The following is a 26,099-nucleotide window of genomic DNA, read 5'->3' on the forward strand; positions in this document are numbered from 1 at the left end:
CGGGGGCGTAGTTCACATTTGAATTGGCAGTCAGGTATCGGCGGCCACCGCTGATCCACAATCCCTCTGGGGAAAGGAAGTTACGTGCTCGACGTCAACTTCTTCGATGAACTCCGCATTGGCCTCGCCAGTGCAGAGGACATCCGCAATTGGTCCTACGGCGAGGTCAAGAAGCCGGAGACCATCAACTACCGCACGCTCAAGCCCGAGAAGGACGGCCTCTTCTGCGAGAAGATCTTCGGCCCCACCCGGGACTGGGAGTGCTACTGCGGTAAGTACAAGCGTGTCCGTTTCAAGGGCATCATCTGTGAGCGTTGCGGCGTCGAGGTCACTCGCGCCAAGGTTCGCCGTGAGCGCATGGGCCACATCGAACTGGCTGCCCCGGTCACCCACATCTGGTACTTCAAAGGCGTGCCCAGCCGGCTCGGCTACCTGCTCGACCTTGCGCCGAAGGATCTCGAAAAGATCATCTACTTCGCCGCATACGTCATCGTCGGTGTCGACGAGGAGCTGCGTCACAACGAGCTCTCCACGCTCGAAGCCGAGATGCAGGTCGAGAAGAAGGCTGTCGCGGATCAGCGTGACGCCGACCTCGAGGCTCGCGCGCAGAAGCTCGAGGCCGACATCGCCGAACTCGAGGCCGAGGGCGCAAAGTCCGACGTCCGCCGCAAGGTCAAGGACGGCGGCGAGCGCGAGATGCGTCAGCTCCGCGATCGCGCCCAGCGGGAGCTGGATCGTCTCGACGAGATCTGGACCACGTTCACGAAGCTGAGCGTCAAGCAGCTCATCGTCGACGAGCTGCTCTACCGCGAGCTGGTCGACCGCTACGGCGAGTACTTCACCGGTGCCATGGGCGCCGAGTCGATCCAGAAGTTGATGGAGAACTTCGACATCGACGCCGAAGCGGAGAACCTGCGTGAGACCATCCGCAGCGGCAAGGGGCAGAAGAAGCTCCGCGCACTGAAGCGTCTCAAGGTCGTCGCAGCTTTCCAGACGAACCAGAACTCGCCGATGGGCATGGTTCTCAACGCCGTTCCGGTGATCCCGCCGGAGCTGCGGCCGATGGTGCAGCTCGACGGTGGACGTTTCGCCACGTCCGACCTGAACGACCTGTACCGCCGCGTCATCAACCGCAACAACCGCCTCAAGCGACTGATCGACCTCGGTGCCCCCGAGATCATCGTCAACAACGAGAAGCGGATGCTGCAGGAGTCGGTGGACGCACTCTTCGACAACGGCCGTCGCGGCCGTCCGGTCACCGGTCCCGGTAACCGCCCGCTGAAGTCCCTGAGCGACCTGCTCAAGGGCAAGCAGGGTCGATTCCGTCAGAACCTGCTCGGTAAGCGCGTCGACTACTCGGGTCGTTCCGTCATCGTCGTCGGTCCCCAGCTGAAGCTGCACCAGTGTGGTCTGCCCAAGCTGATGGCTCTCGAGCTGTTCAAGCCGTTCGTGATGAAGCGTCTGGTCGACCTGAACCACGCGCAGAACATCAAGTCCGCCAAGCGCATGGTGGAACGTCAGCGCGCACAGGTGTGGGACGTCCTCGAAGAGGTCATCGCCGAGCACCCCGTGCTGCTGAACCGTGCACCGACGCTGCACCGCCTGGGCATCCAGGCCTTCGAGCCGCAGCTGGTCGAGGGCAAGGCCATCCAGCTCCACCCGCTGGTGTGTGAGGCGTTCAACGCCGACTTCGACGGTGACCAGATGGCCGTGCACCTTCCGCTGTCCGCGGAGGCGCAGGCCGAGGCGCGCATCCTGATGCTGTCGTCGAACAACATCCTCTCGCCCGCGTCGGGTCGACCGCTCGCCATGCCGCGTCTGGACATGGTCACCGGTCTGTACCACCTGACCCGGTTGGACGAGGGCGCCACCGGCGAGCTGAAGGCTTCCGACGGAGAGGGCGCCGAACAGGGCGTGTACTCCTCGCCTGCCGAGGCTCAGATGGCAGTCGATCGTGGTGCGCTGGTTGTACAGGCGAAGATCAAGGTGCGGCTCACGCAGCAGCGCCCGCCTCGTGACCTCGAGTCGGAGCAGTTCCCCGAGGGCTGGAACTACGGTGACGGCTGGACCGCGGAGACGACCCTGGGTCGGGTGCTCTTCAACGAGCTGCTCCCGGCGGACTACCCGTTCGTCAACGAGCAGATGCCGAAGAAGCGTCAGGCGACGATCATCAACGACCTCGCCGAGCGTTACCCCATGATCGTGGTCGCGCAGACCGTCGACAAGCTGAAGGACGCCGGCTTCTACTGGGCCACGCGTTCCGGTGTCACGGTCTCCATCTCCGACGTCCTCGTGCCGCCGGAGAAGGCTCAGATCATGGAGTCCTTCGAGGCTCAGGCCGATCAGATCGAGAAGAAGTACCAGCGTGGTGCCCTGAACAAGACCGAGCGCAACAGCGCCCTGGTCAAGATCTGGTCCGAGGCCACCGACGAGGTCGGTAAGGCCATGGAGGCCCACTTCCCCGACGACAACCCGATCCCGATGATCGTGAAGTCCGGCGCCGCCGGCAACATGACTCAGGTTCGTTCGCTCGCCGGTATGAAGGGTCTGGTGACCAACCCGAAGGGTGAGTTCATCCCGCGTCCGATCAAGTCTTCCTTCAAGGAAGGCCTGACCGTTCTCGAGTACTTCATCAACACGCACGGTGCCCGTAAGGGTCTGGCCGACACCGCGCTGCGTACCGCCGACTCGGGTTACCTGACCCGTCGTCTGGTGGACGTGTCGCAGGACGTCATCGTTCGTGAGGTCGACTGTGGAACCGAGCGTGGCATCGTCACCACCATCGCGGAGAAGCAGCCCGATGGCACGATGATCCGCGATGCTCACGTCGAGACCAGCACGTACGCCCGTACGCTGGCCGCCCACGCGGTCGACGCGAACGGCAACGTCATCGTCGAGCGTGGTCACGACCTGGGCGACCCGGCTATCGATGCGCTGCTCGAAGCGGGCATCACGCAGGTCAAGGTCCGTTCGGTGCTCACCTGCACCACCGGCACCGGCGTCTGCGCCACCTGCTACGGCCGCAGCATGGCCACCGGCAAGCTGGTCGACATCGGTGAGGCCGTCGGTATCGTCGCCGCACAGTCCATCGGTGAGCCCGGCACCCAGCTGACCATGCGTACGTTCCACCAGGGTGGTGTCGCCGGAGACGACATCACCGGTGGTCTGCCGCGTGTTCAGGAACTGTTCGAGGCCCGCGTCCCCAAGGGCAAGGCCCCGATCGCCGACGTCACCGGCCGTGTCCAGCTCGAGGACGGCGACCGCTTCTACAAGATCACCATCGTCCCGGACGACGGTGGCGAAGAGGTTGTCTACGACAAGCTCTCGAAGCGTCAGCGTCTGCGTGTCTTCAAGCACGAGGACGGCACCGAACGCCTTCTGGCCGACGGTGACCACGTCGAGGTCGGTCAGCAGCTCATGGAAGGTGCTGCCGATCCCCACGAGGTGCTGCGTGTCATGGGCCCCCGCCAAGTGCAGATCCACCTCGTCAACGAGGTCCAGGAGGTGTACCGGAGCCAGGGTGTGTCGATCCACGACAAGCACATCGAGGTCATCGTGCGCCAGATGCTGCGTCGCGTGACGATCATCGACTCGGGTGCCACGGAGTTCCTGCCCGGTTCGTTGACCGAGCGGGCCGACTTCGAGGCGGCCAACCGTCGGGTCGTGTCCGAAGGTGGCGAGCCTGCGGCCGGTCGTCCGGTGCTCATGGGTATCACCAAGGCATCGCTGGCCACCGACTCGTGGCTGTCTGCGGCGTCGTTCCAGGAGACCACTCGCGTGCTGACCGATGCGGCAATCAACTGCCGCTCGGACAAGCTGATCGGTCTGAAGGAAAACGTGATCATCGGAAAGCTGATCCCCGCCGGTACCGGTATCAACCGTTACCGCAACATCCAGGTTCAGCCCACCGAAGAGGCACGTGCGGCGGCGTACGCGGTTCCGTCCTACGACGACCAGTACTACAGCCCGGACGGCTTCGGCCAGAACACCGGTGCTGCAGTGCCGCTGGACGATTACGGGTTCAGCAACGATTACCGGTAGGGGCGCAGCCCCTGTGAGTGGTTGACGAGTCTCAGGACTCGTCGGCCGTTCACCCAGACCAGGCCCCACCCCTTTCTCTTCGGGGGTGGGGCCTTTCTGTGTCCGGCCTGTTCTACCGCGGAACGTGGAACGTGGTCAGCGACGCCGAGCTCGAGGTGAGTTCGGCCCAGCTGCACGGGACGGTGAGCACGGCGAGTGCGGACGTCGGGAACTTCTCGCGTATCGCCACCGCATCCCCGGTGTCGGGGTTGCCCGCCAGATCGAGTGCGGTTGTGGGCATTCCGGGGTCGTGTCCGACCACCAGCAGAGTGCGCACCGATGCGTCGGTCTCTGCGATCTCGGCGAGCACCTGCGCGGGGTACGCACCATAGAGCACCTCGCTGAAGGTAGTTGGTGCAGTGACCCCTGCGGCGGCGAGGGTGTCGCGGGTGCGCACCGAGGTCGAGCACAACACCGCATCGACGGGTGGCTGCATCGCCCTGAGCCAGTCTCCGGCCATCGCGGCCTGGCGTCGGCCCCGAGGGGCGAGCGGGCGGTCGTGGTCGGCGACCCCTGCCGGGTATGCCGACTTCCCGTGCCGCATGAGGATCAGCGTGCGGCTGTGCGGGGTGTTGTGCGTGGCCATGGCTAGACGCTAAGGCATGGTTTCGGATTGTCGAGACGGGCCCCGCAGGGGCCGGTAGCGTCGCAGCCGTGGCCTCCCTCCAGCTAGCCGACGGTCGGACACTCGCGTACGAAGAGTGGGGCGACGTCGACGGCATGCCCGTGTTCTTCGCCCACGGCACCGGGGACTCCCGTCTCGCCCGGTACCCCGACGACACCCTCACCCGGTCCCTCGGCTTGCGGCTGATCACCGCTGACCGCCCCGGCGTCGGGGGCTCCACCCAGCTGCGGGGCCGGAGTCTGCTGGACTGGCCGCAGGATCTCGCCGCTCTCGCGGACGAGCTGGAGATCGAGCGATTCGCCATCGCCGGCTGGTCCGGCGGTGGACCGCACGCGTTGGCCGCAGCGCACCTGCTCGGTGACAGGGTCACCCGGTTAGTGCTGGCCTCCCCGCTCGGCCCGTTCGACGAGGGAGGCTCCCGGGACCTCGTGCTCAATCGCGACCTGCGCATGATCTGGCGACTCAACCATGCTCGTTTCGTCGCCACCGCTGCAGCGCGACACGAGTCGAAGGCGTCCCGCCGTGATCTGCAGAAGTTCGTCACCCATCTTGCCGAGGAGGCCCCCGCGGACCGGGACGTGCTGCTCGACCCGGTGCTGGAGCCGATGTTCGAGGAGGAGATGGGAGAGGCGCTGGTGCAGGGTGGCGTCGGAGTTCTCGACGACATGTGGGCGTTCCTGGAGTGGGGGTTCGTGCCCGAGGACATCACCCAGCCGGTCGACGTGTTCTACGGCGACGCCGACGACATCCTCGCCCCGGAGATGTATCGGCGCCTCGCCCAGCGACTCGGCGCCGCCGACACCCATGTCTGGGTGGGCGGCGGCCACTACCAGGTGTTCGCCCGCTGGGCCGAGTTCCTGCAGCCGTTGGTCGCCGGCCGCCGCGACGCTGTGAACTAGCTTTGCCCGACCGTGGTCCGTTCACTGTCGAGCTGGGCCATCTGCGCGGGTGCGTAGCGGTCGCCGGCGACCGCGGAATCGGGAACCGCTGCGGCGATGCCGGCCAGGTCCGCGGCGCTCAGGTGCACGTCGAGCGCGCCGAGCGTTTCGGTGAGGCGGGTGACCTTGCGGGCGCCGACGACCGGGACGATGTCGCCGCCCTGCGCGAGCGCCCAGGCGATCGCGAGTTGTGCGACGGTCACCCCGTGTTGCGCGGCGAGTTCGGCCATCGTGTCGACGAGCCGCAGATTCTGTCGGAGGTTCTCACCCTGGAAGCGCGGGCTGTAGGCGCGGAAATCGTCGGGCGCCAGCGCGGAATTCGATCGCAGTGAGTCGCTGAGCAGACCGCGGGACAGCACCCCGTACGCGGTGACGCCGATGCCGAGTTCGCGGCACAGGGGGAGGATCTCGTTCTCGATGCCGCGCGAGATCAGCGAGTACTCGATCTGGAGGTCGGCGATGGGATGCACGGCGGCTGCTCGGCGGATCGTCTCGGGGCCCACCTCGGACAGGCCGATGTGCCGCACGTAGCCGGCCTCGACCAGTTCGCCGATCGCGCCGACAGTGTCCTCGATCGGCACGCTGGGGTCGAGGCGGGCGGGACGGTAGATGTCGATGTAGTCGACGCCGAGTCGCTGCAGCGAGTAGGCGAGGAAGTTGCGGATCGAGTCGGGCCGGTTGTCGACTCCGCCCCACGTGCCTCCCGGTCCGCGCATTGCGCCGAACTTCACGCTCAACGTGACGTCCTCGCGCCTGCGTCCGGACAGCGCTGCCCCGATCAGGGTCTCGTTGTGACCGGACCCGTAGAAGTCCCCGGTGTCGATGAGGTCGATTCCCTCATCGAGGGCGGCGTGGATCGTTGCGGTCGACTCCGCGTCTTCCGACCGGCCGTACATCCCGGACATGCCCATGGCACCGAGTCCGATCCGGCTGACGGTGGGACCTGTGGTTCCGAGTGAGGTTGTGGGGACCATGATGTGCTCCTGACGGTCGTCGTGGTGTGGGACCGACACCAGCGTGATCCGCTCGGGACACGACAACCAGAGACCCTTCATCGGGGGATCGGCGATCCCTGGCAGAGCATTCGGGTGTGGGGCACAGTTGGTCCATGGACCGCACCGAGCTGGCCGACTTCCTCCGCCGTCGCAGAGAGCAGTTGGTCCCGGCGGATGTGGGCTTACCGCCGGGTGTCCGGCGCCGGACACCCGGACTGCGACGCGATGAGGTCGCGCTGCTCGCAGGTATGTCCACCGACTACTACACCCGGCTCGAGCAGGCTCGCGGGCCGCACCCGTCGACCTCGGTACTGGCCTCCCTTGCGCGGGCACTGAGGCTGAACGATGACCAGCGTGACCATCTCTACTTGTTGTCGGGACAGGTGCCACCGCTGCGAGCGGCAGGGGACAAGCACGTCGGACCGGGACTTCTGCACCTGCTGGACAAGCTCGACGACACCCCGGCCTGCGTCATCTCCGACCTCGGTGAGGTGCTGATGCAGAACCGCATGCACGTCGCCCTGTTCGGGGACGCGTCCGCGTTCTCCGGTCTCGACCGCTACCTTCCGTGGCCTTCCGTGGCGGTATTTCGTGCACCCGGAGGAACGCTCCATGTTCCCCGACGATGAACACGAGCGGCTCGCCGCAAACCAGATCTCGGATCTGCGGGCTACCGCGGCGCGTCGGGCGGGCGACGCCGACGTGACGGAATTGGTGACTCGACTCCGCGAGCGCAGCCCCGAGTTCGCCGCACTGTGGGACCGTCATGACGTGGCGGTCCGCCGCTCCGACACCAAGAGCGTGCTTCACGCGGAGGTCGGACGGATCGACCTCGTGTGCGAGAGCCTTCTGACGCCGAGCGCCTACCAGCACCTGCTGGTGTACCTGCCGCAACCGGGTTCGGACGCCCGGGCGAAGCTCGATGTGCTGCGGGTGATCGGTATCCAGCAGATGGTCTGATCACACGGAGAGGGGACCAACCTTGGCGACTGCCCGCACGGTGTCGTCGACCAGGAACCACACCGTCAACGACGTGTCGTCGCGGCGCGAGCGAAGAGCGATCTTGTCCGTCGACACGATCGGCGACAGGTACTCGAGCACGGCGCGATGCGGGTTGTCGACGAGGCGGCCGCCACCCGGGTGCTCGTGATCGGCCAACAACTCTTCCACCGCTTGCCAGTAGACGGCGTTGTTGACGTGGTCGAACGGGTCGATGTCGGTGCGGCGCAGCCCGAATGGTGTCTCCTCGACGCCTTCCTCGTCGGTCGACGGAGCGTCCTCGACCAACCAGCGCTTCCACTTCAAGCGCGTTTCGTTGGCGGACTCACCGAGTGCATCGATGAACCCGTCCTCGATACGCGTTGGCATCCCGGTTTCGGCGCTGATGTGAATCCAGAATCCTTCGGTCTCGATCAGCGCGCCCTTTTCGCCTTCGATCTGCACCCGCATGTTCGTCCATCGGGTGGACAACCCCGAACACCAGCGGCGAAGGTGCACGCGTTCAGGCCACACCGCCGGACGGATGATGTCGATGACCGTCCGGCGGACTATCCACAGGGGGTGGCTCTCGGCGGCGTCGACGGCCTCGAGGTTGTCCAGCCCGGCGTCCTGCAGGTAGCGGGCGATCCCGTCGAGGCGCAGTCGCTTGGCCGCGTCGATGTCCCCGGTGCGTACGGGCCAGGAAGTCTCGAAAACTCGGCCGCGATCGGGGAGCACGGCCAGTGGCTGATCGAGTGACAAGGTGCGTTTCCTTCGCTCGTGGACAGTCTCCTGATTCTCGCATTCGGCGGCGAGGGTTGTTCGGAGACGCGTTTCTCAGTACAGTTTCCATAACTGTTACTTCGTGTAACACACACGAACACATGGTCCGAACAGGTGTGAGGAATCCGCAAATGGCATATGTCATCACGCAGGCGTGCTGCAACGACGCGAGCTGTGTCTCCGCTTGCCCCGTGAACTGCATCCATCCGACGCCGGAGGAGCGGGAGTTCGCTCAGACCGAGATGCTCCACATCGACCCCGAGACCTGCATCGACTGCGGGGCGTGCGTCGACGCCTGTCCCGTGGACGCGATCTTCCCGGAAGACAAGCTCCTGGGATCGCTCACCCGCTACAAGGACATCAACGCCGACTACTACACGACCAACCCCATGCCGACGGGGTGGCTTCCGCTCACTCCCGCCACCCCGCCGCGACGGGATCTGGGGAAGCTGCGGGTCGCCGTCGTCGGTGCCGGGCCTGCTGCCTGCTACGCCGCCGGTGAGCTGCTCGAGCGCTCCGACGTCGAGGTCGACATGTTCGAGAAGCTGCCGACGCCGTGGGGCCTCGTCCGCGCCGGGGTCGCGCCGGACCATCCCGGTACCAAGGAGGTGACGTGGATGTTCGAGTGGAGCCTCGACCGCCCGAACTTCGAATTCCACCTCAACGTCGAGGTCGGCAAGCACATCACCCACGACGAGCTCCTCCGGAACCATCACGCGGTCGTCTACGCCGTGGGCGCGTCGAGCGACCGACGGTTGAACATCCCCGGTGAAGACCTGCCCGGAGTGCACGCTGCCACGGAGTTCGTTGCCTGGTACAACGGCCACCCGGACTATGCCGATCGCACGTTCGACCTCTCCGGGAAGCGGGCCGTGATCGTCGGAAACGGCAACGTCGCGCTGGACGTCGCCCGCATCCTCACGATGAACGTGGCGGAGCTGGAACGGACGGACATCGCCGACCACGCACTAGCTGCACTGCGCAACAGCAACATCGAGGAGGTTGTTCTCCTGGGTCGCCGAGGTCCCGCTCAAGCGGCATACAGCAACCCCGAGTTCCTTGCGCTCGGCGATCTCGAGAACGTGGACGTCGTCATCGACGAGGCCGATCTCGACCTCGATGACGGCAGCCGCGCACTGCTCGATGACCCGGCCACTGCGATGAAGGTCCGGCTGGCGCAGGAGTTCGCCGCACGCACGCCGCGGCCCGGACACAAGCGGATCGTGTTCCGGTACCTGACGTCCCCGCTCGACATCACGGGATCCGGTAGGGCCGAGGCGCTGCGCTACGGACGCAACGAACTCGTCGTCGACGAGTCCGGCGCCGTCGTCGCCCGGCCCGTCGACGACAACGGCTCGCTCGACACCTCTCTCGTGCTCCGCTCCATCGGCTACCGCGGCAATCCCGTGGGTGGCGTCGCGTTCGACGAGAAACGTGGCGTCATCCCCAACGAACGCGGCCGCGTATCCGACCGCGTGTACGTCACCGGGTGGATCAAGCGCGGTCCCAGCGGTGTCATCGGAACCAACAAGGCGTGCGCCAAGGAGACGGTCGCCGCCCTGCTCGAGGACTTCGAGGCGGGCAAACTTCGCGGCGACGTCGGAACCCGCAAGGACGTCAAGAAGCTCGTCGAGCGCCGGCAGCCGGAGCAGATCGGTTTCACCGGCTGGCGGGCGATCGACAAGGCCGAGACTGCGCGCGCGGAAGGGTCCGGCCGACCCCGGGTGAAGATGACGGACAAGGTCGAAATGGTGGCTGTCGCCCGCAAGCGGAGACGTCTCTTCGCTCGTTGATCACTTCCGGTCCCGGTACGCGTCTAGCATTCGGGAATGCGCGCAGTGGTGGTGACGGAACTGTCCGGGCCGGATGGCATGACGGTGCAGGAGGTGCCCGAACCGCAGGCTGATGGTGCGGTGCTGATCGATGTCCGGGCGAGTGGGGTGTGTTTCCCCGACCTGCTGATCAGCTACGGCAAGTATCAGATTCGGCCCGAGCCGCCGTTCGTTCCCGGGGCGGAAGTGGCCGGGGTTGTCGTGTCGGCGCCGCCGGACTGCGGGCTCGAACCCGGGCGGCGGGTGCTGGCCGTCTCGCACGTCGGCGGATACGCCGAGCGGGTCGCCGTGCCGCCCGCACAGGTGCTGCCGATCCCCGATTCGCTGAGCTTCGAGGCCGCTGCGTCCCTGATCGTCAACTATCAGACGATGGAGTTCGCGCTGCAACGGCGGGCGCAATTACGTTCTGGAGAGACGGTCGTCGTGCTGGGCGCGGCGGGTGGTGTCGGCACGTCCACGATCCAGCTGGCGAAGGCGCACGGCGCGCGGGTGATCGCCGTCGTGCGGCGGGACGGTGCCGGGGACTTCCTGCGGGAATTGGGCGCCGACGAGGTCGTGCAGCTCAGGGAAGGCTGGGGCGAGCAAGTTCGCGCCCTGACCGGTGGTGTCGGCGCACAGGTGGTCGTCGATCCGGTCGGTGGTGACGCGTTCGACGAAGCGGTGCGCGTGCTGGCCCCTGAAGGGCGGCTGCTGGTCATCGGGTTCGCCGGCGGAGCGATTCCCGAGGTCAAATTGAATCGTGTGCTCTTTCGCAACATCAGCATCGTCGGGGCGGCGTGGGGTGAATTCCTCCGTACCGAACCGGACGCGCTGGCCGAGGTGCACGCTGCACTCCTCGGGCACATCGAGCGAGGTCTGACGCCGTTGGTGAAGAGCCGATACCCGCTGGCCGACGCCGCCGAGGCGCTGCGCGACCTCGAGGCGGGGCGCGTAATGGGCAAAGCCGTACTCGTGCAGGATCGCGAGCAGTGACGCTGTGATACCCGACACCGATAATTCGGTTGCGCCATAGTTGCTCTTCGGCAATAGTTGCATGTGCGCTAGCATTTCGGGGTGGCCGACAACTCTCCTGCTCTTCTCTTCGATGCACTCAACGATTTCTTCTCGCAAGTGTTGTGTGTGGGGGAGTCGGAGTCGATGGACGCCCTGATCGAGCTGGACCTCACGTTCTCTCAGGTACGCATGCTTTTCGCGCTTGCGCAGCACGGTGAGCCACTGCCGATCCACGAGGTTGCGGAACGGTTGCGGCTCTCGGTGGCGGCAGCCGGTCGGAACGTCGACCAGCTCGTAAAGCTCGGTCTCGTCGTTCGCCGGGAGGACGACCGTGACCGGCGGGTCAAGCGAGTGTCCTTGTCGAAGGCGGGGCACGAACTGGCCAACCACCACATCGACTGCAAACGTGATCAGTTGCGACAGTTCGCATGGCGGATTCCGGAGGCCGAGCGGGCTCGACTGATCGAGGCCCTACAACCGATCCTCGCAGGTAACTTCCTGCGGGAAGACAACCAGGAGACATTCGGATGACATCGCCGAACGCCGCGCCCGCGGTGCCCGACAAGCTCGACGGCACGGTCCTCAAGATCGCGTCGGTGGTGGTGCTCGGCGCCATCATGTCGATCCTCGATGTGACCGTGGTCAGCGTCGCGCTGCCGACATTCGCCACCGAGTTCGACAGCACCTACGCCACCGTTGCGTGGACGATGACCGGGTACACGCTCGCGCTCGCTACCGTCATCCCTCTCACCGGGTGGGCGGCCGACAGGTTCGGCACCAAGCGCCTGTACATGACCGCACTGATCCTGTTCGTGCTCGGCTCGGTGCTGTGTAGTTTCGCCTGGGACATCACGACGCTGATCGGATTCCGAGTGCTTCAGGGTCTCGGCGGCGGCATGTTGATGCCGCTCGGCATGACCATCATGACAAGGGCGGCCGGCCCGGATCGAGTCGGCCGGGTCATGGCGGTGCTCGGTATCCCGATGCTGCTCGGACCCATCGGCGGTCCGATCCTCGGTGGCTGGCTGATCGAGGCGGCCAGCTGGCACTGGATCTTCCTGATCAACCTGCCCATCGGTATCGGCGCGCTCGCGGCGGCGTTCATCATCCTGCCGTCGGACAAGCCTTCGCCGTCGGAGTCCTTCGATTTCCTCGGAATGCTGCTGCTCTCGCCCGGCCTGGCGTTGTTCCTGTTCGGTGTGTCGTCCATTCCCGAAGTCGGCACCGTGGCCTCGGCCCGAGTGCTGGTGTCCGGAGCCATCGGATTGGTGCTCATCATCGCGTTCGTCTTCCATGCGCTTCGCAAGGATCACCCGCTGATCGACCTCCGCCTGTTCAAGAACCGGCAGTTGTCGGTCGCGGTCATCACGACCTCGCTGTTCATTGTCGCGTTCATGGGTGCAGGTCTGCTCTTCCCGAGTTACTTCATCCAGGTCGGGGGACACACCACTCTGGCTGCCGGTCTGCTGATGGCTCCGCAGGGAATCGGCGCGATGCTGACCATGCCGGTCGCCGGTCGGCTCGTCGACAAGATCGGTCCGGGCAAGATCGTGCTCACGGGTCTGCCGCTGATTCTAGTCGGCCTGGGAGTGTTCACCCAGGTCGCAGGGGATTCACCGGCGTGGCTGCTGATGGGTGCGCTGTTCGTGATGGGCCTGGGAATGGGTTGCACCATGATGCCGCTGATGACCGCAGCCATCGTCACCCTGTCCAACGAGCAGGTCGCGCGCGGTTCTTCGCTGATGAACATCGTCCAGCAGACCGCGGGTTCGATCGGTACCGCCGTCATGTCGGTCGTTCTGACGAACCAGCTACTCGATCGGGGTCTCGACAACCAGACCGTGGCGATGCAGCACGTTCCCGAGGTGGCCGCGCAGCAGCCTCCCGGCGCCGTCGACAGCATTCTGAACGCCGCGGCCGACGCCTTCGGTAACACCTTCATGGTGGCGACCGTGCTCATCGCACTGACTCTGATTCCGGCGTTCCTGTTGCCGCGGAAGAAGACGGTGAATCCGGCGCTCGAAGCAGAGGATGTTCCGCAGATCATGATGCACTGACCGGCTGCGCGGAGGATCCGGCGTATCGCGTCGAGGGGCGGCAAGCACTTCTGTGCTTGCCGCCCCTCGCGTTCCCGGCTATCCGGAATACTCCCATGTGGTTGAATGTTGTATCAGATTGATGCACGCGTGACTGTGCGGTTCGGGAGGAACATCTCATGCAGTTCGGAATATTCACCGTCGGCGACGTGACGACCGACCCGACCACCGGCCGCACTCCGTCCGAGCACGAGCGCATCAAGGCGATGACCACCATTGCCACACACGCCGAAGAGGTGGGGCTCGACGTCTTTGCGACCGGTGAGCATCACAATCCGCCTTTCGTCCCGTCTTCCCCGACGACCATGCTGGGGTATCTCGCCGCCAAGACGAAGAAGATCATTCTGTCGACGTCGACAACGCTGATCACGACCAACGACCCGGTGAAGATCGCCGAGGACTACGCCATGCTGTCGCATCTCGCCGACGGACGCGTCGATCTGATGATGGGCCGCGGCAATACGGCTCCGGTTTATCCGTGGTTCGGTCAGGACATTCGCCAGGGCATTCCGCTGGCGCTCGAGCATTACCGGTTGTTGCGTCGGCTCTGGGACGAAGAGGTGGTGGACTGGCAGGGTCAGTTCCGTACCCCCTTGCAGGGGTTCACCTCCACCCCGCGGCCGCTCGACGGTATTGCGCCGTTCGTGTGGCACGGCTCCATCCGCAGCCCGGAAATCGCGGAGATCGCCGCCTTCCATGGCGACGGGTTCTTCGCGAACAACATCTTCTGGCCCAAGGAGCACTACATCGCGCTGATCAATCTCTACCGGGAGCGTTACGAGCATTACGGTCACGGGCGTGCTGATCAGGCGATCGTCGGATTGGGTGGGCAGGTGTTCATGCGACAGAACGCTCGGGACGCCGTCGACGAGTTCCGACCCTACTTCGACAACGCCCCGGTGTACGGGCACGGCCCCAGCCTCGAAGACTTCACCGAGCAGACGCCGTTGACGGTCGGGACGCCTGAGCAGGTGATCGAGAAGACCCTCACGTTCGCCGACTTCTTCGGCGACTATCAGCGTCAGCTGTTCCTCGTCGATCATGCAGGCCTTCCCCTGAAGACGGTGCTCGAACAGCTGGACCTGCTCGGTGGCGAGGTGGTTCCTGTGCTACGCAAAGAGTTTGCCGCGCGTCGTCCGGCGCACGTGCCGGAGAATCCACCGACGCACGCGTCGATGAAGGCCGATCGGACGTTGACCGAGGCCACCCCTCTGTAGAACTGATGTGGCGTCTGTCGACGAGACGAGACCCCGAACGTCGTACACGTGGTACCGCGCAGAGCCGACGAAAGGCACGATGGAATCGTGAGCAATGTGGAAGCGAATTCGGTGGAGAAGCGGTGTGAGTCCCGTCCCGGTGGCGAGGGTATCGAGGTGCTGAGCCCGCGCGAGGTTCCGCTGGGCGGCCCTCGCGCCATGCCGGTCCGGCGCACTCTGCCGCAGCGCGAGCTTTCACTGATCGGGGCGTGGTGTTTCGCCGATCACTACGGCCCGGACGATGTCGGACTCACCGGGGGGATGAACGTCCCGCCGCATCCACACACCGGGCTGCAGACAGTGAGCTGGTTGTTCACCGGCGAAATCGAGCACCGCGACAGTATCGGCTCACACGCCATGGTCCGGCCCGGCGAACTGAACCTGATGACGGCCGGGCGGGGCATCGCACATTCGGAGGTGTCGACGCCGGAGACGCGCATTCTGCACGGCGCCCAGCTGTGGGTGGCGTTGCCCGCCTCGGCTCAGGACGCGCCGCCCGCCTTCGACACCTATGCGCCGGAACCGGTGGAGTTGGACGGCGCAACGGTCCGGGTTTTTCTCGGTACCACGGCGGGGTCGACCTCGCCGGTCCACACATTCTCGCCGCTGCTGGGAGCGGAGGTCCTGCTCGATCCGGGTGCAGACGTCACCTTCGACATCGAACCCGGTTTCGAAGTCGGGGTTCTGGTCGACGAAGGTGACGTCCGTCTACGCGGAACCCCGTTGAAGTGGGCGGAACTCGGCTATCAGCCGCCGGGGTCCTCGGTAGTGGCGTTGCGAAATACCGGTGAGACCCGCGCCCGGCTGCTGCTGCTCGGCGGCGAGCCACTCGGCGAGCAGGTGATCATGTGGTGGAACTTCCTCGGTCGCAGCCACGACGACATCGTCGGCTACCGCCGGGACTGGCAGTCGGAAATCCGTGGCGCAGGGTCCACCGACTACCGGTTCGGAACCGTCGAGGGATACGACGGTTCGGCTTTGCCTGCGCCTGAGCTGCCGAACAGCCGGCTGAAACCCCGCGGCTGATCCCTCGCCCTTCAGTAGCTGGTCAGTGCGGTGTTGGCCCCGCAAAGGACGACACACAGCGGTCGATCCGACGGCGGTACGAGTTCGCCGGTGAGGATCGCGGCGAGCGCCGCCGCCGTGCCGTGTTCGACGACGATCCGGAACTCCTCCCACAGGAGCGTTCGCGCGTCGAGCAGTGCGCTGTCGTCCACGACGAGGCTGTCGACGGGCCGCCCAGACACGGTGGCCCACGCGATCGAGCCGATCTGGGTGGCCCCGAGAGAGTCGCCGGCAATGCTGTCGATGTCGATGTCCACGGGACGGCGTGCCGCGACGGCCGTGTGCAGGGTGGCCGCGCCGCGCGGTTCCACACCGATGATGGCGTCGTTGTCGCGGCTACCCGCGACGATGCCCGACAGCAGTCCGCCGCCGCCTACGGCGACCACGTAGGTGACAGGTTCGGGGACGTCGTCCTGGATCTCGAGGGCGATGGTGCCCGCTCCCGCGACGATGTCCGGAAGGTCGTAGGCGTGCAGCGCCAGTGCGTTCGACGACTCGGCGAGCTCTGCGGCGTACGCGGCGGCCTCCGCATAGCGGTCGCCCACCGTGCGGACATCCGCCCCCAGCGCCCGCAGCTTCTCGATCTTGATGTCGGGCGCGGTGTTCGGCACCACCACGGTGCACCGCACACCGCGCAGGCGTGATGCCCAGGCTGCGCCGATCGCGGCGTTTCCACCGGAGGCGATGACGACTCCCGCGTCGGCGAGCCGTCCCTCCTCCTCTGCGTGAAGCAAGGCGTTGAGACTGCCGCGGACCTTGAATGATCCGCCGTACTGGAGGAATTCGAGCTTGAAGATCACCGGAATATCACCGTGGGCCGTCGGAACGGTGGCCCGGAAGGTGGGAGTGCGCCGGATCAGCCCGTCGATGCGATCGCGCGCGCGGATGACGGAAGCCTGGTCCACTGTGTCTGCCATGACACCCATCGTGTCATTTCGAGAGGGCGGTACTACCGCGTCTGCGTGACTCCTGATCTGGTGACTTGCCGGAGAGGGCTGGCCGGCAGCGGCCTGTGGGTTCAACGATCGATCCGGACCGGATGCGTGAGGGAAGCGTTTTCGGCCCGGATCTCGCGGCAGACGTGTTGGATGGATTCGCGTAGCCAGATGCTGGCGGGGTCGGTGGTTTGCAGGGGATGCCAGTACATGGCCTCTACTACGGGCATTTCGAGTTCTGGAACGAATTCGACGACCGTCACCGACAGTCCGGTTGCCAGTCGCTGCGCGAGGAGGCGCGGTACCAACGCGACTAGGTCGGTGCCTTCGACGAGGAAGGGCAGTATTTGCCATCCGGATACTCGGGCGGCGATGACAGGCGTGACCCCGGCGTCGGCCAGGAATTGCATCGGTGGTGTCGTCACGCCGGGTCCGAACTCACCGACAGCGTGCGGCGCGGCGGCAATGTCCCCGAGGGTCAGCTGGTCTCGGTCGAGCAGTGGATTCGCGCTGTCCATGACGGCGACGAATTCGTCCCGGAACAGTTGGCGGTAGCTCCCACCGAAGTCGAAGCCCATCGGACCGACGATCACGTCCACGTGGCCGAACGCCTCCAACCCCGCGTCGAGTCCGATGATCGGGACGATGTCGACCGACACCCGGGGCGCCTGACGGGTGATCAGACCGCGCAGGGGCCGGACCACCACGGTGGTCGCATAGTCGGATGCGGCGAGGACGAAGGTGCGGTCGGTGTCCGTGGGATCGAACTCCGACCGCATCTGCATGGCGTCGTGCACTTTCGCCATCGCGTCCTGCACCGCCGGGGCGAGGTTCTGCGCGAACGCTGTCAAGGCGTATTCCCTGCCGGCGCGCACCAACAGTTCGTCGTCGAAATGGCGGCGGAGTCGCGCCAACGCGGCGCTCATCGCTGACTGGCTCAGATGTGCCCGTTCGGCGGCCCGGGAGACATTCCGCAGCTCGAGTAGCGCGTGCAGATGCGGAAGCAGGTTCAGGTCGACTTCCTTCACCGACACTCCTTCACCCTGAACAACGCTGCGCCCCCGTTCATCCGAAACCCTACGTGAGCATGTCCTCCTTGCCGTGGATCAAGGGTGACGACAACACCGCGGCGGCGTTGTCGACGAGTATGGCCTGGACGACATCCTCGGCAAGGCCTGCGTGACGGACTGCCGCGACGGGGTCGTCCGTCCCCATGTCGAATGGATAGTCCGAACCGAGAAGGACACGGTCCGCACCGGCCACCCGGATCAACTCAGCGAGCTGCGCCCCGTCGTGGGTGAGGGAGTCGAACCAGAGTCGCCGAAGATATGTCGACGGTGGATGTGTGCACCCGCGGGACTCGGGACGCACTCGCCAGGCGTGGTCGGAACGGCCGATCGTCGTGGGGAGGTAACCGCCGCCGTGTGCGGCGACGACGACGAGGTCGGGGTAGCGATCGAGGACTCCGCTGAAGATCAGGTGGGACAGTGCAACCGCGTTCTCGGCGGGCTGGGAGACCGTGTTGGCCAAATAGAACCGGTCGAGGCGCTCGTCGAGCGAACAACCGAAAGGATGTAGAAAGAGTACGGCCCTAGACTTCTCGGCGGCAGCCCAGAACGGGTCGAGTGCCGGGTCGGACAGCTCGACCGTGCCGGCCTGGCCGCCGGACGGGGAGGCGCCGAAGGAGCCGATCTCGACGCCGCGCAGTCCGCGTCGGAGGGCGTCGTCGAGGGCGGGGACCATCTGGTCCGGGTGCTGGAGCGGCGCCACACCAAGCCCGACGAGTCGGTCGGGGGCCCGGCCCACCAGGTTCTCGATCGCGGCGTTCACTTGCCGGGCGACGTCCAGGGCTGCGTCCGGGCCGAGAAACGGGTAGTAGTGCGAGGGTGACGGAGAAACCATCTGCAGGTCTACCTGGGTGGCGTCCATCACGGCCACACGGGTAGGCAGGTCGGTGAGCAGCGACCAGCGGTCCTGGATCATGCGGCCCGATTCGATGGAGGACTCGCGACCGTTTCGCCGGGCATCGAGGTCTTTCGCTGCCGCGAGCCCGTCGGGGTCGATCTCGGCCACGTATGCCTCGATGCCGGGCAGCAAAACGTGGGCGTGGACGTCGACGACCGGACCGTTCATGCCGGAACCTTCACCATGTGGGCGACGCGTTGGATGACTTCGGCGACGTCACCGCGGTGGCCGTCGATCATCCATTGCACCAACTGGGTGGAGGAGTCGACCACTGTCTTCGCCCGGTCGAATCGGCGGTGGCGGAAGCGGGTGAACACCTCGTCGAGCGGTGTGTCGTCGTCTGCGAGGAGTTCCTCTACGAGGACTGCGGCGTCCTCGAGTGCCATTGCCGCTCCTTGGGCGATCGTCGGTGGGCAGTTGTGGATCGCGTCACCAATCAGTACTACCCGGTCGCGATGCCAGGGTCCCTCGACGAGATGGGTGGTGAACCACGTGTAGTTGGTGGGGGTGTTCTCGTCGACGGAGTCGGCGATCTGTGCCCATGGCCCGCCGTAGCCGGCCGCGAGTTTCTTGAAGATCAGCGGCCCGTCCGCCTTGTCACGGGCCTGGGCGTCCTCGACGATATAGGCGTAGATCGAGTCGTCGCTGGTGGGGCAGTATCCGGCGAGGTACTGCGGGCCCCCGTAAATGAGGTCGGTGCGTACGACGTCGGCGGGACGGGGAACGACCACCCGCCAGGCTCCGACCCCGGTGGGGCGAGGGGTGACGTCGATCCCGAGCAGGCACCGGGTGGCGGAGTTGATCCCGTCGGCGGCGATCAGCAGGTCGTAGGAGCGTCTGTCACCGGACGCCAGGACCGCGGTGGCAGTGTCTTTTTCGGTCAAGTCGATACCGACCACGTCGGCGGCGTAGCGGATCCGTCCGCCGGCCATGTGGAGGCGGTCGCGCAGCATCGCGGCAAGTTCCGGTCGGTGCATTCCTACGGTCGCCGGAAGATCGTCTCCGCCCGTTCGGACGTCGGTCATGACGACGAGAACGGTGGCGTCGGGGTCGGGGGCACGGATTCCGACCGTGTCGAACGCGTATCCCGTGGATTCGATCTGGTCCCAGATTCCGAGTTGCCGAAGGATTCGTAGTGCGTTGCCTTGCAGGGTGATTCCGGAGCCGTCCTTTCGGGGGCGATCGGCGCGTTCGAGGATCTCGACGTCGATGCCGGCGTCGGCGAGCAGGACGCCGGCGGCCAGGCCGGCGATGCCGGCGCCGATGATCCCGACCTTCTTCAGTGTGGGCATGGGGATTGCCTTTCTAGCGTGTAGTCGTTCTCACACGACGGCGAGGGGGTTGACGGGTGAGCCGACGGCGCCGGTGACCGGCAGCGGTGCGGCGACGAGGAACGCCTCGTATCGGCCGGTCCGGGAGCAGTGTTCGGCGAGGCCGTCAAGATTCCACATCTCACCGATGTAGAGGCCCATGTGGGGAATGACGATCTGGTGAAGCGGTTGGAAGGCGCCGTTCAGCTCGGTGGGTCGCACCTCGAACCCCCACGTATCGGTGGCGATCGCCGCGATTTGCCGATCGTGCAACCAGGGCGCCGAGTGGAACGACAGCCCGGGCGCGGCGCCACCGGCGTAGTCTCCCCATCCTTCTCGACACACCCGGCTGTATTGACCGGTGCGCACCAGGAGGATGTCACCGCGGCCGACCTGAGCCGATACGCCCTGCCGGTCGATGATGCGGTCGAGCAGGTCGGGGGTGAGCGCGAACCCGTCGGGAAGTTCCGGGTGTTCGAGCGCGAGCTCGTCGGCGAGGGCCCGGCCGGCGTCGAGGAGCACGGCCCGCCCCGCGATCCGGTCGGCAGCGGTTTCGATGCCGGTGAGCTGGTCACCTTCCGAGGTGACGACACTGCCGGCGGGCCGCCCGTTCCAGGCCCGACCGTGATCGAAGATGTGGCCCAGCCCGTCCCACTGCGTCGAGCACTGCAGCGGCATGGCGATCACGTCGTCGGCCCCACCGAAGCCGAAGGGGAAACCCTGGTTACCGTGCTCGGCGTCGAGGCCGGTGTCGGTCATGGTGTGGACCGGGTTGGTCCGTCGTCGCCACCCTTTCTGCGGGCCCTCGGAGTCGAACGACTGTGCCAGGGAGAAGGTTTGACCGGTGGTGACCAGCCGGGCTGCGCGGACCCGGGCATCGTCGTCGATGAAGTTCAACGTGCCGTGGACATCGTCGTCCCCCCACCGTCCCCAGTTGCTGCATCGGTGGGCCATCGATTCGATGCTGGCGACCGGGTTGTCCGGGTCGACGACAAATGCAGAGTTGTCAGTAGCAGGGTGAGTCATGACGTAGCCTTTTCGTGAGGTGCGCGGCAGGTGTTGCGAAGCGTTCCGATGCCGCTGATCGATGCCTCCATCACGTCGCCCGGGGCGAGCCAGCGCTGCCACTTGCCCCCGTTTCCTGCCGGGCTGCCGGTGAGGATCAGATCGCCCGGCAGCAGGGGTGTGATGGCGGACGCCTGGGCGATGAGGGTGGGGACATCGAAGAGCATGTTGGCGGCCCGGTCATGTTGCATCCGATCGCCGTTGAGATGGAATTCGATCTCGAGATTCCGGTAGTCACCGAGTACGTCGGCGGGGACCACGAACGGGCCCACCGGCAGGAAGGTCGGGCGGTTCTTCGAGCGCAGCCAGTCACCACCGAGCGGTCGGTGCTCGGCCGGAAACTGTAGATCGCGGGCACTGACATCGTTGGCGATGGTGTAGCCGGCCACAACGTCGAGGGCGTCCTCGCGCGATACGTGGTCGGCGACGGAGCCGACGACGACGACGAGCTCGGTTTCCCAGTCCGTTTGGCTCGATTCGGGAATGAGTAGGACATCGTCATCGGCCCCGCACATCGCGGATGCGAGCCCGGTGAAGAAGAACGGGCTACCCGTTCTTGCCCGCTCGTCCATCATCGCGGTGGCCGCGGCCTCGAGTTCCTCGTCGGTGCGGGTGTCGTCGGCGGCTTTCCCCGAGACGATGATCTCGGCGACATGACTGCGATAGTTCGCTCCCGCCTGGAAGATGCGCCGCGGCTGCACCGGCGGCAGAATGCGCACGTCCGAGAGCGGCACACCGGCGGTTGACGCGGTGGCGGCGATGTCAGGTAGCGCCACGCGGACGGTGTCCCAGTTGTCGAAGATGTCGAGGGTGGTGGCGATGCCCGGACCGAGTTGCTCCGGTCTGATCTCGACCACCCGGTCGCCGGCGACGACACCGGTGAAGATCTTCGTGTCGTCGGCGAAGGTACCCAGCCCGTATCCGTCGACCACCCTGTTCATGCGAGGGCCCGATCGCTTGATGCCGCCGAGATGGCAGCTGCGCCGGCGTACTCGATGTCCGCACCGAGCTGGGCCTCGATCTGCAGGAGGCGGTTCCACTTGGCGGTGCGCTCGGAGCGCATGGTTGATCCGACCTTGATCTGCCCGGTCCGCCAGCCCAGTGCCAGATCGGCGAGCCACGCGTCTTCGGTTTCGCCCGACCGTGCGGAGAGAACGGTGCGGTACCCGTTGTCCTGAGCCAACCGCACCACCGTGTGGGCGTCGGAGAGGGTGCCCGTCTGGTTAGGCTTGACCAGCACTGCGTTGGCGGCGTTCTCCCGGATGCCACGGCGCAGGCGTTTGGCGTCGGTGACGAAGAAGTCGTCACCGAGCAGTTGTCGGTTGCCGAGGCGTTCGGTCGCCGCCGCCCACCCATCCCAGTCGTCCTCGCCCAGTGCGTCTTCGAGGGAGATGATGGGATAGTGCTCGCACCACGCGGCGAGCTCGCCGACCAGTTCGGCCGCGCTCAGTCGGCGATTGCCTTCGGCCGCGAGGACGTAGTGCCCGTCCTGTGTGAGGAACTGTGTGGCGGCCACATCGACCGCGATTGCAACCTGAGATCCGGGTTGGAGCCCGGCGCGCTCGATTCCGGCGACCAGCATGTCCAACGCGGAGCGGTTCGTCGGCAGTACCGGGCCGAGGCCGCCTTCGTCGGCGACCAGAGCGACCGAGTGTCCGTTGTCGACCAACACCTCTGCTGTGCCGCGGCGGACTCGGGCACAGTATTCAATGGCCTCGGAGAACGACCGCGCCCCGACCGGGACAGCGAGGAAATCCTGCACATCGATCGAGCGACCGGCGTGGGCCCCGCCGGAGATGATGTTGACCATCGGCAGCGGCAGCAGCGGTGCGTCCCCGTCCGCCGCGACGAGGCGGTACAGCGGGATGCGCTGCGCGTCGGCCGCCGCCAATGCGGTAGCGATCGACACCGCCAGAACGGCGTTGGCACCCACCCTGGACAGGTCGGGGGTGCCGTCGGCTGCTCGCAGTGCCGCATCGACCGCGGCGCGGTCGATGGCGTCCAGACCGTGGACTGCGTCGGCGAGGACGGTCGCGGCATTCGTCACGGCCCGGTGCACGCCCTGTCCCTCGTATCGGGTGTCGCCGTCACGCAGTTCGCGCGCTTCGTGCCGGCCGGTCGATGCTCCGGAGGGCACGTACGCCTGCCCACGCGCACCGCCCGCCAGCCGCACCTCACAGCCCACGGTGGGTTTACCGCGCGAGTCGAGACCTTCCCATGCGGTGATCTCATGTATAGCGGTGTCGGTCATAGCAGGTGCCTCCAGGCGTCCAGAAGTGAATGAGGGAAATCGCCGAGCAGTCGGCGCCCGAGTGAGCGCGCTGCCGCCCGGCCGGGGTCGTCGAGGTAATCGACCGGGCTGCGCCCGTCCACCCGGGCCAGCACCAGCGCACCGGTCTGGCGGATCAGCTGTGATCCCAGCTCGGGGTCGGCGGCGTTCCATGCATCGAGGAAGGTCGCCGCGGCGGCACGGTAGAGGTCCGCGTAGTCGGGTCGGCGGATGCTCTTGAGCAGAAGGTGACCGACGATCCAGGCCGGATCGAAGGTGGGGTCACCCAGATGGGCCACTTCCCAGTCGATGACCCACATTTCCGCATCGGAGTCGCCGACGAGCACGTTCTTCGGTGAGTAGTCCCCGTGCACCAGACACGGACCGGCCTCGGCCATGACAGCGATCGTTCGATCGATCTGTGGCACAAGGTCGGGGTGGCGGCCGCGGATCTGCCGGTGGAACGGATCGACCCGGAGTTGCTCGAATGCGGTACGCGACCCGAACTCGTCCGCCAGTTCCGGGAGCCGGTCCGCTGTGCTGCGTTGCAGCTGGGCGAGGATCTCACCGAGCCGGCCGGCGACGTGCACATCGATCACCCCGGCCATCAGGTCGGTCTTCCAGGTGTGCCAGTGGTCGGGGGCCCGGCCGATGACGAGGAATCCATCGGACAGGTCCAGCACGGGTGGGACCGAGTCCGGCGCGATCGTCGCGGCGAGGCGAAGCGCGAGGCCCTCAGTCGTCAGTCTGCCCACATCGGCTGCCCACTCCTGCTGTACCCGCAGCCGGCTCAGCGCCCTCTTGACCACCACGTCGACACCGTCGCCGGTGACCGCGACGACGTCGTTGGAGACGCCGCCGGTGAGCGAGTGCACGGTCAGGTCGGCCCCTGCGGTCGCCAGACCGCGACCGCGCAGGTGCTCGGTGACGGCATCGGTCAGGTCCACAAACTCGGTGGTCATCGCGCCAGCTCCGGGGTGCGCAGGGCCGCGGAGGTGAGTACCTCGGCATTGACCACCGACGCCGGGCGCCGGCCGGTGAGCACATCGAGGACGTGGTGCGCCGCGGTGCGGGACAGATCGGCCATCGACCCGTCGGAGCTGAACGCGTAGTGCGGGGTCAGCACCACGTTCGCCATCGCGCGCAGGGGATGATCTGCCGGTAGCGGTTCGGGTTCGGTGACGTCGAGCCCGGCACCGGCCAGTCGGCCCTCCGACAAGGCTACTGTCAGCGCGGCAGTGTCGACCAAGCCGCCTCGAGAAGTGTTGAGCAGCATCGATGTCGATTTCATCAGGTCGAGCTCGCGGGAGCCGATCAGATGACGAGTCGAAGGGTTCAGCGGCAGGTGCAGCGAGACGACGTCGGCGACCGCGAGCAGCTCGTCCAGTGAGTGCACCGCCCGGACGCCCGCGGCATTGTCGCCATGGCGGCGGAGGGTGACCATCTCCATGCCCAACGCCTTCACCCGCGGGGTCAGGGCGGTACCGATCGCACCGGCCCCGATGGCTCCGAAGGTTTTGCCGCGCAGGCGGACCGGGGTGGAGGCGATGGTGCGGTTCCAGCCGCCGGCGGCGGTATCGGCTGCGAACGGCAACAGGCGGCGGGCCACCGCCAGCAGCAGCATCAAGGTGTGGTCGGCGACCTCGTCTGTGCAGTACACCGGGACGTTCGTCACGACGATGCCCAGCTCGCTCGCCCGTGCCACGTCGATGTTGTCCACACCCACTCCGAATCGTGCCACCGTCCGGCATCGTGGTGCGTTGTCGAGCACCCCGGCGGTGATCTTCGCGAAGCAGGTGGCGATGGCGTCGACGTCCGCGGCAAGGGTCGCAAGGGATGCCGGGTCGGTGGCGTCGGCGACCACCAGTTCCACACCTGCCGAATCGAGTACCGCCCGCTCGACGTCGACGGTGGCCGCGGGATGATCGGTGATCAGCACCCGGTACGTCACGCCGACCCCCATGGACGAATCGGTTGCGGCGCGACCGGTTCGACGATGCGGTTTCGGGTGCCGCCGAGGACGTCGACGGTCGTGGTCACCACATCCCCCGGCCGCAGCGCCGGACGAGATCCCCGGCCGTGCCTGCCCCACAACTCGGCCAGACACCCCCCGCGGCAGGTTCCTGAACCGAGCAGGTCACCCGGACGGATTTCGGTGCCCCGGGAGGCATACGCGGCGAGGGACGGGAAGCTCCACGCCATGTGATCGAGGGTGTCCTTTCCGACCGTCTCACCGTTGACCGCAACCTCCATTCGCAGGTCGAAGGACGGGCCCGACCCCCGGGTGGCGAGTTCGTCGGCGGTGACGAAGAACGCACCGAGTGCGGTGGCCGTGTCCTTGCCCTTCGCCGGACCCAGCCGCATCCGCATCTCGTGGAACTGGACGTCGCGAGCCGAGAAGTCATTGATCACCACGTAACCGGCGATGTGATCGGCGGCCTCGTCGACGCTCAGATCGCGGCCGGCGGCGCCGACCACCGCGCCGACCTCGAGTTCGAAGTCGAAGTCGACTGAACCGGGTGCGATGGGCACGTCCGCATACGGTCCGGTGGTGGCGTAGGGGTTGGAAAAATAGAACGTCGGAATTTCCCAGAACTCCGGGGGCACCGTGGCGTGCGGATCGAGCAATTTCACCACCCCCTCAGTGTGCTCGGGGAATGTCGAGAAGTCCCGGAATGTCGGCGGATCCAGCGGGGCCAGCAGCACCGCATCGTTCAGGCTGGTCACCGACTTCCGTTGCGCCAGGGCGCGGTCGGCGACATCGTGAACGCGGCCGGGGTCGCCGAGCAGGGCGGCCAGCTCCGCTCCCGGCGCGAGGTCGACGAGCAGGCTGCCCTCCGCGAGCACCGCCAGGGTGGGTCCGTCGTCGGTGTGCCGACGTGCAATCTTCATTCGCTTCAGTCCTTCGCAACGC

General features: G+C 66.3%; 23 protein-coding genes. 10 read left to right on the forward strand and 13 right to left on the reverse strand.

Annotated elements, in window-relative coordinates; all coding sequences use genetic code 11:
• The first annotated feature begins 84 nt into the window (after positions 1-84).
• Positions 85-4,041, forward strand: coding sequence for a DNA-directed RNA polymerase subunit beta' (locus ACH49N_RS17490; RefSeq protein ID WP_358273461.1), 3,957 nt, complete (start codon positions 85-87; stop codon positions 4,039-4,041).
• Between the two features lie 112 nt (positions 4,042-4,153).
• On the opposite strand, the gene ACH49N_RS17495 is transcribed toward ACH49N_RS17490, so the two are convergent.
• Positions 4,154-4,666 (reverse strand): histidine phosphatase family protein, encoded by a 513-nt coding sequence (locus ACH49N_RS17495; protein WP_358273459.1) that lies wholly within the window; start codon positions 4,664-4,666, stop codon positions 4,154-4,156.
• A 68-nt stretch (positions 4,667-4,734) separates the two neighbouring features.
• On the opposite strand from ACH49N_RS17495, the gene ACH49N_RS17500 reads away from it, so the two are divergent.
• The gene (locus tag ACH49N_RS17500) at positions 4,735-5,604 is read left to right on the forward strand and encodes an alpha/beta hydrolase (RefSeq protein ID WP_358273458.1); all 870 of its coding nucleotides are present in this window, start codon (positions 4,735-4,737) and stop codon (positions 5,602-5,604) included.
• Here ACH49N_RS17500 and ACH49N_RS17505 read toward each other — a convergent pair.
• Positions 5,601-6,617 carry an aldo/keto reductase gene (locus tag ACH49N_RS17505; RefSeq protein WP_358273457.1) on the reverse strand — a complete coding sequence of 339 codons (1,017 nt, stop codon included), beginning with the start codon at positions 6,615-6,617 and terminating at the stop codon, positions 5,601-5,603. The genes ACH49N_RS17500 and ACH49N_RS17505 overlap by 4 nt on opposite strands.
• A 134-nt stretch (positions 6,618-6,751) precedes the next feature.
• Between ACH49N_RS17505 and ACH49N_RS17510 the strand changes: the two genes are divergently transcribed.
• Complete coding sequence (locus ACH49N_RS17510) at positions 6,752-7,267, forward strand: helix-turn-helix domain-containing protein (protein WP_397504735.1); 516 nt, start codon at positions 6,752-6,754, stop codon at positions 7,265-7,267.
• Entirely contained in the window at positions 7,251-7,598 is a 348-nt protein-coding gene (locus ACH49N_RS17515) for a hypothetical protein (protein ID WP_397504736.1), read from the forward strand. Before ACH49N_RS17510 ends, ACH49N_RS17515 begins: the two co-directional genes overlap by 17 nt.
• On the opposite strand, the gene ACH49N_RS17520 is transcribed toward ACH49N_RS17515, so the two are convergent.
• Positions 7,599-8,378 (reverse strand): acyl-ACP thioesterase domain-containing protein, encoded by a 780-nt coding sequence (locus ACH49N_RS17520; RefSeq protein ID WP_358273456.1) that lies wholly within the window; start codon positions 8,376-8,378, stop codon positions 7,599-7,601.
• 152 nt (positions 8,379-8,530) lie between these two features.
• Here ACH49N_RS17520 and ACH49N_RS17525 point away from each other — a divergent pair, with 152 nt between their 5' ends.
• The 6 genes from ACH49N_RS17525 to ACH49N_RS17550 all read left to right on the forward strand — a co-directional run bounded on the left by ACH49N_RS17525 (position 8,531) and on the right by ACH49N_RS17550 (position 15,602).
• Entirely contained in the window at positions 8,531-10,192 is a 1,662-nt protein-coding gene (locus tag ACH49N_RS17525; RefSeq protein WP_358273455.1) for an FAD-dependent oxidoreductase, read from the forward strand.
• 36 nt (positions 10,193-10,228) lie between these two features.
• A complete protein-coding gene (locus tag ACH49N_RS17530) occupies positions 10,229-11,203 on the forward strand; it encodes an NADPH:quinone oxidoreductase family protein (RefSeq protein WP_358273453.1) in 975 nt (324 codons plus the stop codon).
• Positions 11,204-11,284: 81 nt separating this feature from the next.
• A complete protein-coding gene (locus ACH49N_RS17535) occupies positions 11,285-11,755 on the forward strand; it encodes a MarR family transcriptional regulator (protein ID WP_358273452.1) in 471 nt (156 codons plus the stop codon).
• On the forward strand, positions 11,752-13,281 hold the full coding sequence (locus tag ACH49N_RS17540) for a DHA2 family efflux MFS transporter permease subunit (protein WP_358273451.1): 1,530 nt from the start codon (positions 11,752-11,754) through the stop codon (positions 13,279-13,281). Before ACH49N_RS17535 ends, ACH49N_RS17540 begins: the two co-directional genes overlap by 4 nt.
• A 158-nt stretch (positions 13,282-13,439) precedes the next feature.
• Positions 13,440-14,537, forward strand: a complete 1,098-nt coding sequence (locus tag ACH49N_RS17545) for an LLM class flavin-dependent oxidoreductase (protein ID WP_358273450.1) — start codon at positions 13,440-13,442, stop codon at positions 14,535-14,537.
• Positions 14,538-14,624: 87 nt separating this feature from the next.
• Entirely contained in the window at positions 14,625-15,602 is a 978-nt protein-coding gene (locus ACH49N_RS17550) for a pirin family protein (protein ID WP_358273448.1), read from the forward strand.
• Positions 15,603-15,613: 11 nt separating this feature from the next.
• Here ACH49N_RS17550 and ACH49N_RS17555 read toward each other — a convergent pair whose 3' ends face one another.
• The 10 genes from ACH49N_RS17555 to ACH49N_RS17600 all read right to left on the reverse strand — a co-directional run bounded on the left by ACH49N_RS17555 (position 15,614) and on the right by ACH49N_RS17600 (position 26,077).
• Positions 15,614-16,558, reverse strand: a complete 945-nt coding sequence (locus ACH49N_RS17555) for a serine/threonine dehydratase (RefSeq protein WP_358273446.1) — start codon at positions 16,556-16,558, stop codon at positions 15,614-15,616.
• A gap of 101 nt (positions 16,559-16,659) precedes the next feature.
• The gene (locus ACH49N_RS17560) at positions 16,660-17,604 is read right to left on the reverse strand and encodes a LysR family transcriptional regulator (protein WP_358273444.1); all 945 of its coding nucleotides are present in this window, start codon (positions 17,602-17,604) and stop codon (positions 16,660-16,662) included.
• Between the two features lie 49 nt (positions 17,605-17,653).
• Positions 17,654-18,709 (reverse strand): amidohydrolase family protein, encoded by a 1,056-nt coding sequence (locus ACH49N_RS17565; RefSeq protein ID WP_358273443.1) that lies wholly within the window; start codon positions 18,707-18,709, stop codon positions 17,654-17,656.
• On the reverse strand, positions 18,706-19,833 hold the full coding sequence (locus ACH49N_RS17570) for an FAD-dependent monooxygenase (protein ID WP_358273441.1): 1,128 nt from the start codon (positions 19,831-19,833) through the stop codon (positions 18,706-18,708). Before ACH49N_RS17570 ends, ACH49N_RS17565 begins: the two co-directional genes overlap by 4 nt.
• Before the next feature lie 30 nt (positions 19,834-19,863).
• Positions 19,864-20,877, reverse strand: a complete 1,014-nt coding sequence (locus ACH49N_RS17575; RefSeq protein WP_358273440.1) for a cyclase family protein — start codon at positions 20,875-20,877, stop codon at positions 19,864-19,866.
• Positions 20,874-21,857, reverse strand: a complete 984-nt coding sequence (locus tag ACH49N_RS17580) for a fumarylacetoacetate hydrolase family protein (protein ID WP_358273438.1) — start codon at positions 21,855-21,857, stop codon at positions 20,874-20,876. The genes ACH49N_RS17575 and ACH49N_RS17580 overlap by 4 nt, the downstream gene beginning before the upstream one ends.
• A complete protein-coding gene (gene eno / locus ACH49N_RS17585) occupies positions 21,854-23,167 on the reverse strand; it encodes a phosphopyruvate hydratase (protein ID WP_358273436.1) in 1,314 nt (437 codons plus the stop codon). Before eno ends, ACH49N_RS17580 begins: the two co-directional genes overlap by 4 nt.
• On the reverse strand, positions 23,164-24,147 hold the full coding sequence (locus ACH49N_RS17590) for a phosphotransferase (RefSeq protein ID WP_358273434.1): 984 nt from the start codon (positions 24,145-24,147) through the stop codon (positions 23,164-23,166). Before ACH49N_RS17590 ends, eno begins: the two co-directional genes overlap by 4 nt.
• Positions 24,144-25,148: a C-terminal binding protein gene (locus ACH49N_RS17595; protein ID WP_358273432.1), complete on the reverse strand. Its 1,005-nt coding sequence runs from the start codon at positions 25,146-25,148 to the stop codon at positions 24,144-24,146. Before ACH49N_RS17595 ends, ACH49N_RS17590 begins: the two co-directional genes overlap by 4 nt.
• Positions 25,133-26,077 (reverse strand): fumarylacetoacetate hydrolase family protein, encoded by a 945-nt coding sequence (locus ACH49N_RS17600; RefSeq protein WP_358273431.1) that lies wholly within the window; start codon positions 26,075-26,077, stop codon positions 25,133-25,135. Before ACH49N_RS17600 ends, ACH49N_RS17595 begins: the two co-directional genes overlap by 16 nt.
• Positions 26,078-26,099 lie beyond the last annotated feature (22 nt).

The sequence above is a fragment of the Rhodococcus sp. NPDC019647 genome, assembly GCF_044389235.1.
Lineage (GTDB): Bacteria > Actinomycetota > Actinomycetes > Mycobacteriales > Mycobacteriaceae > Rhodococcus_F > Rhodococcus_F oxybenzonivorans.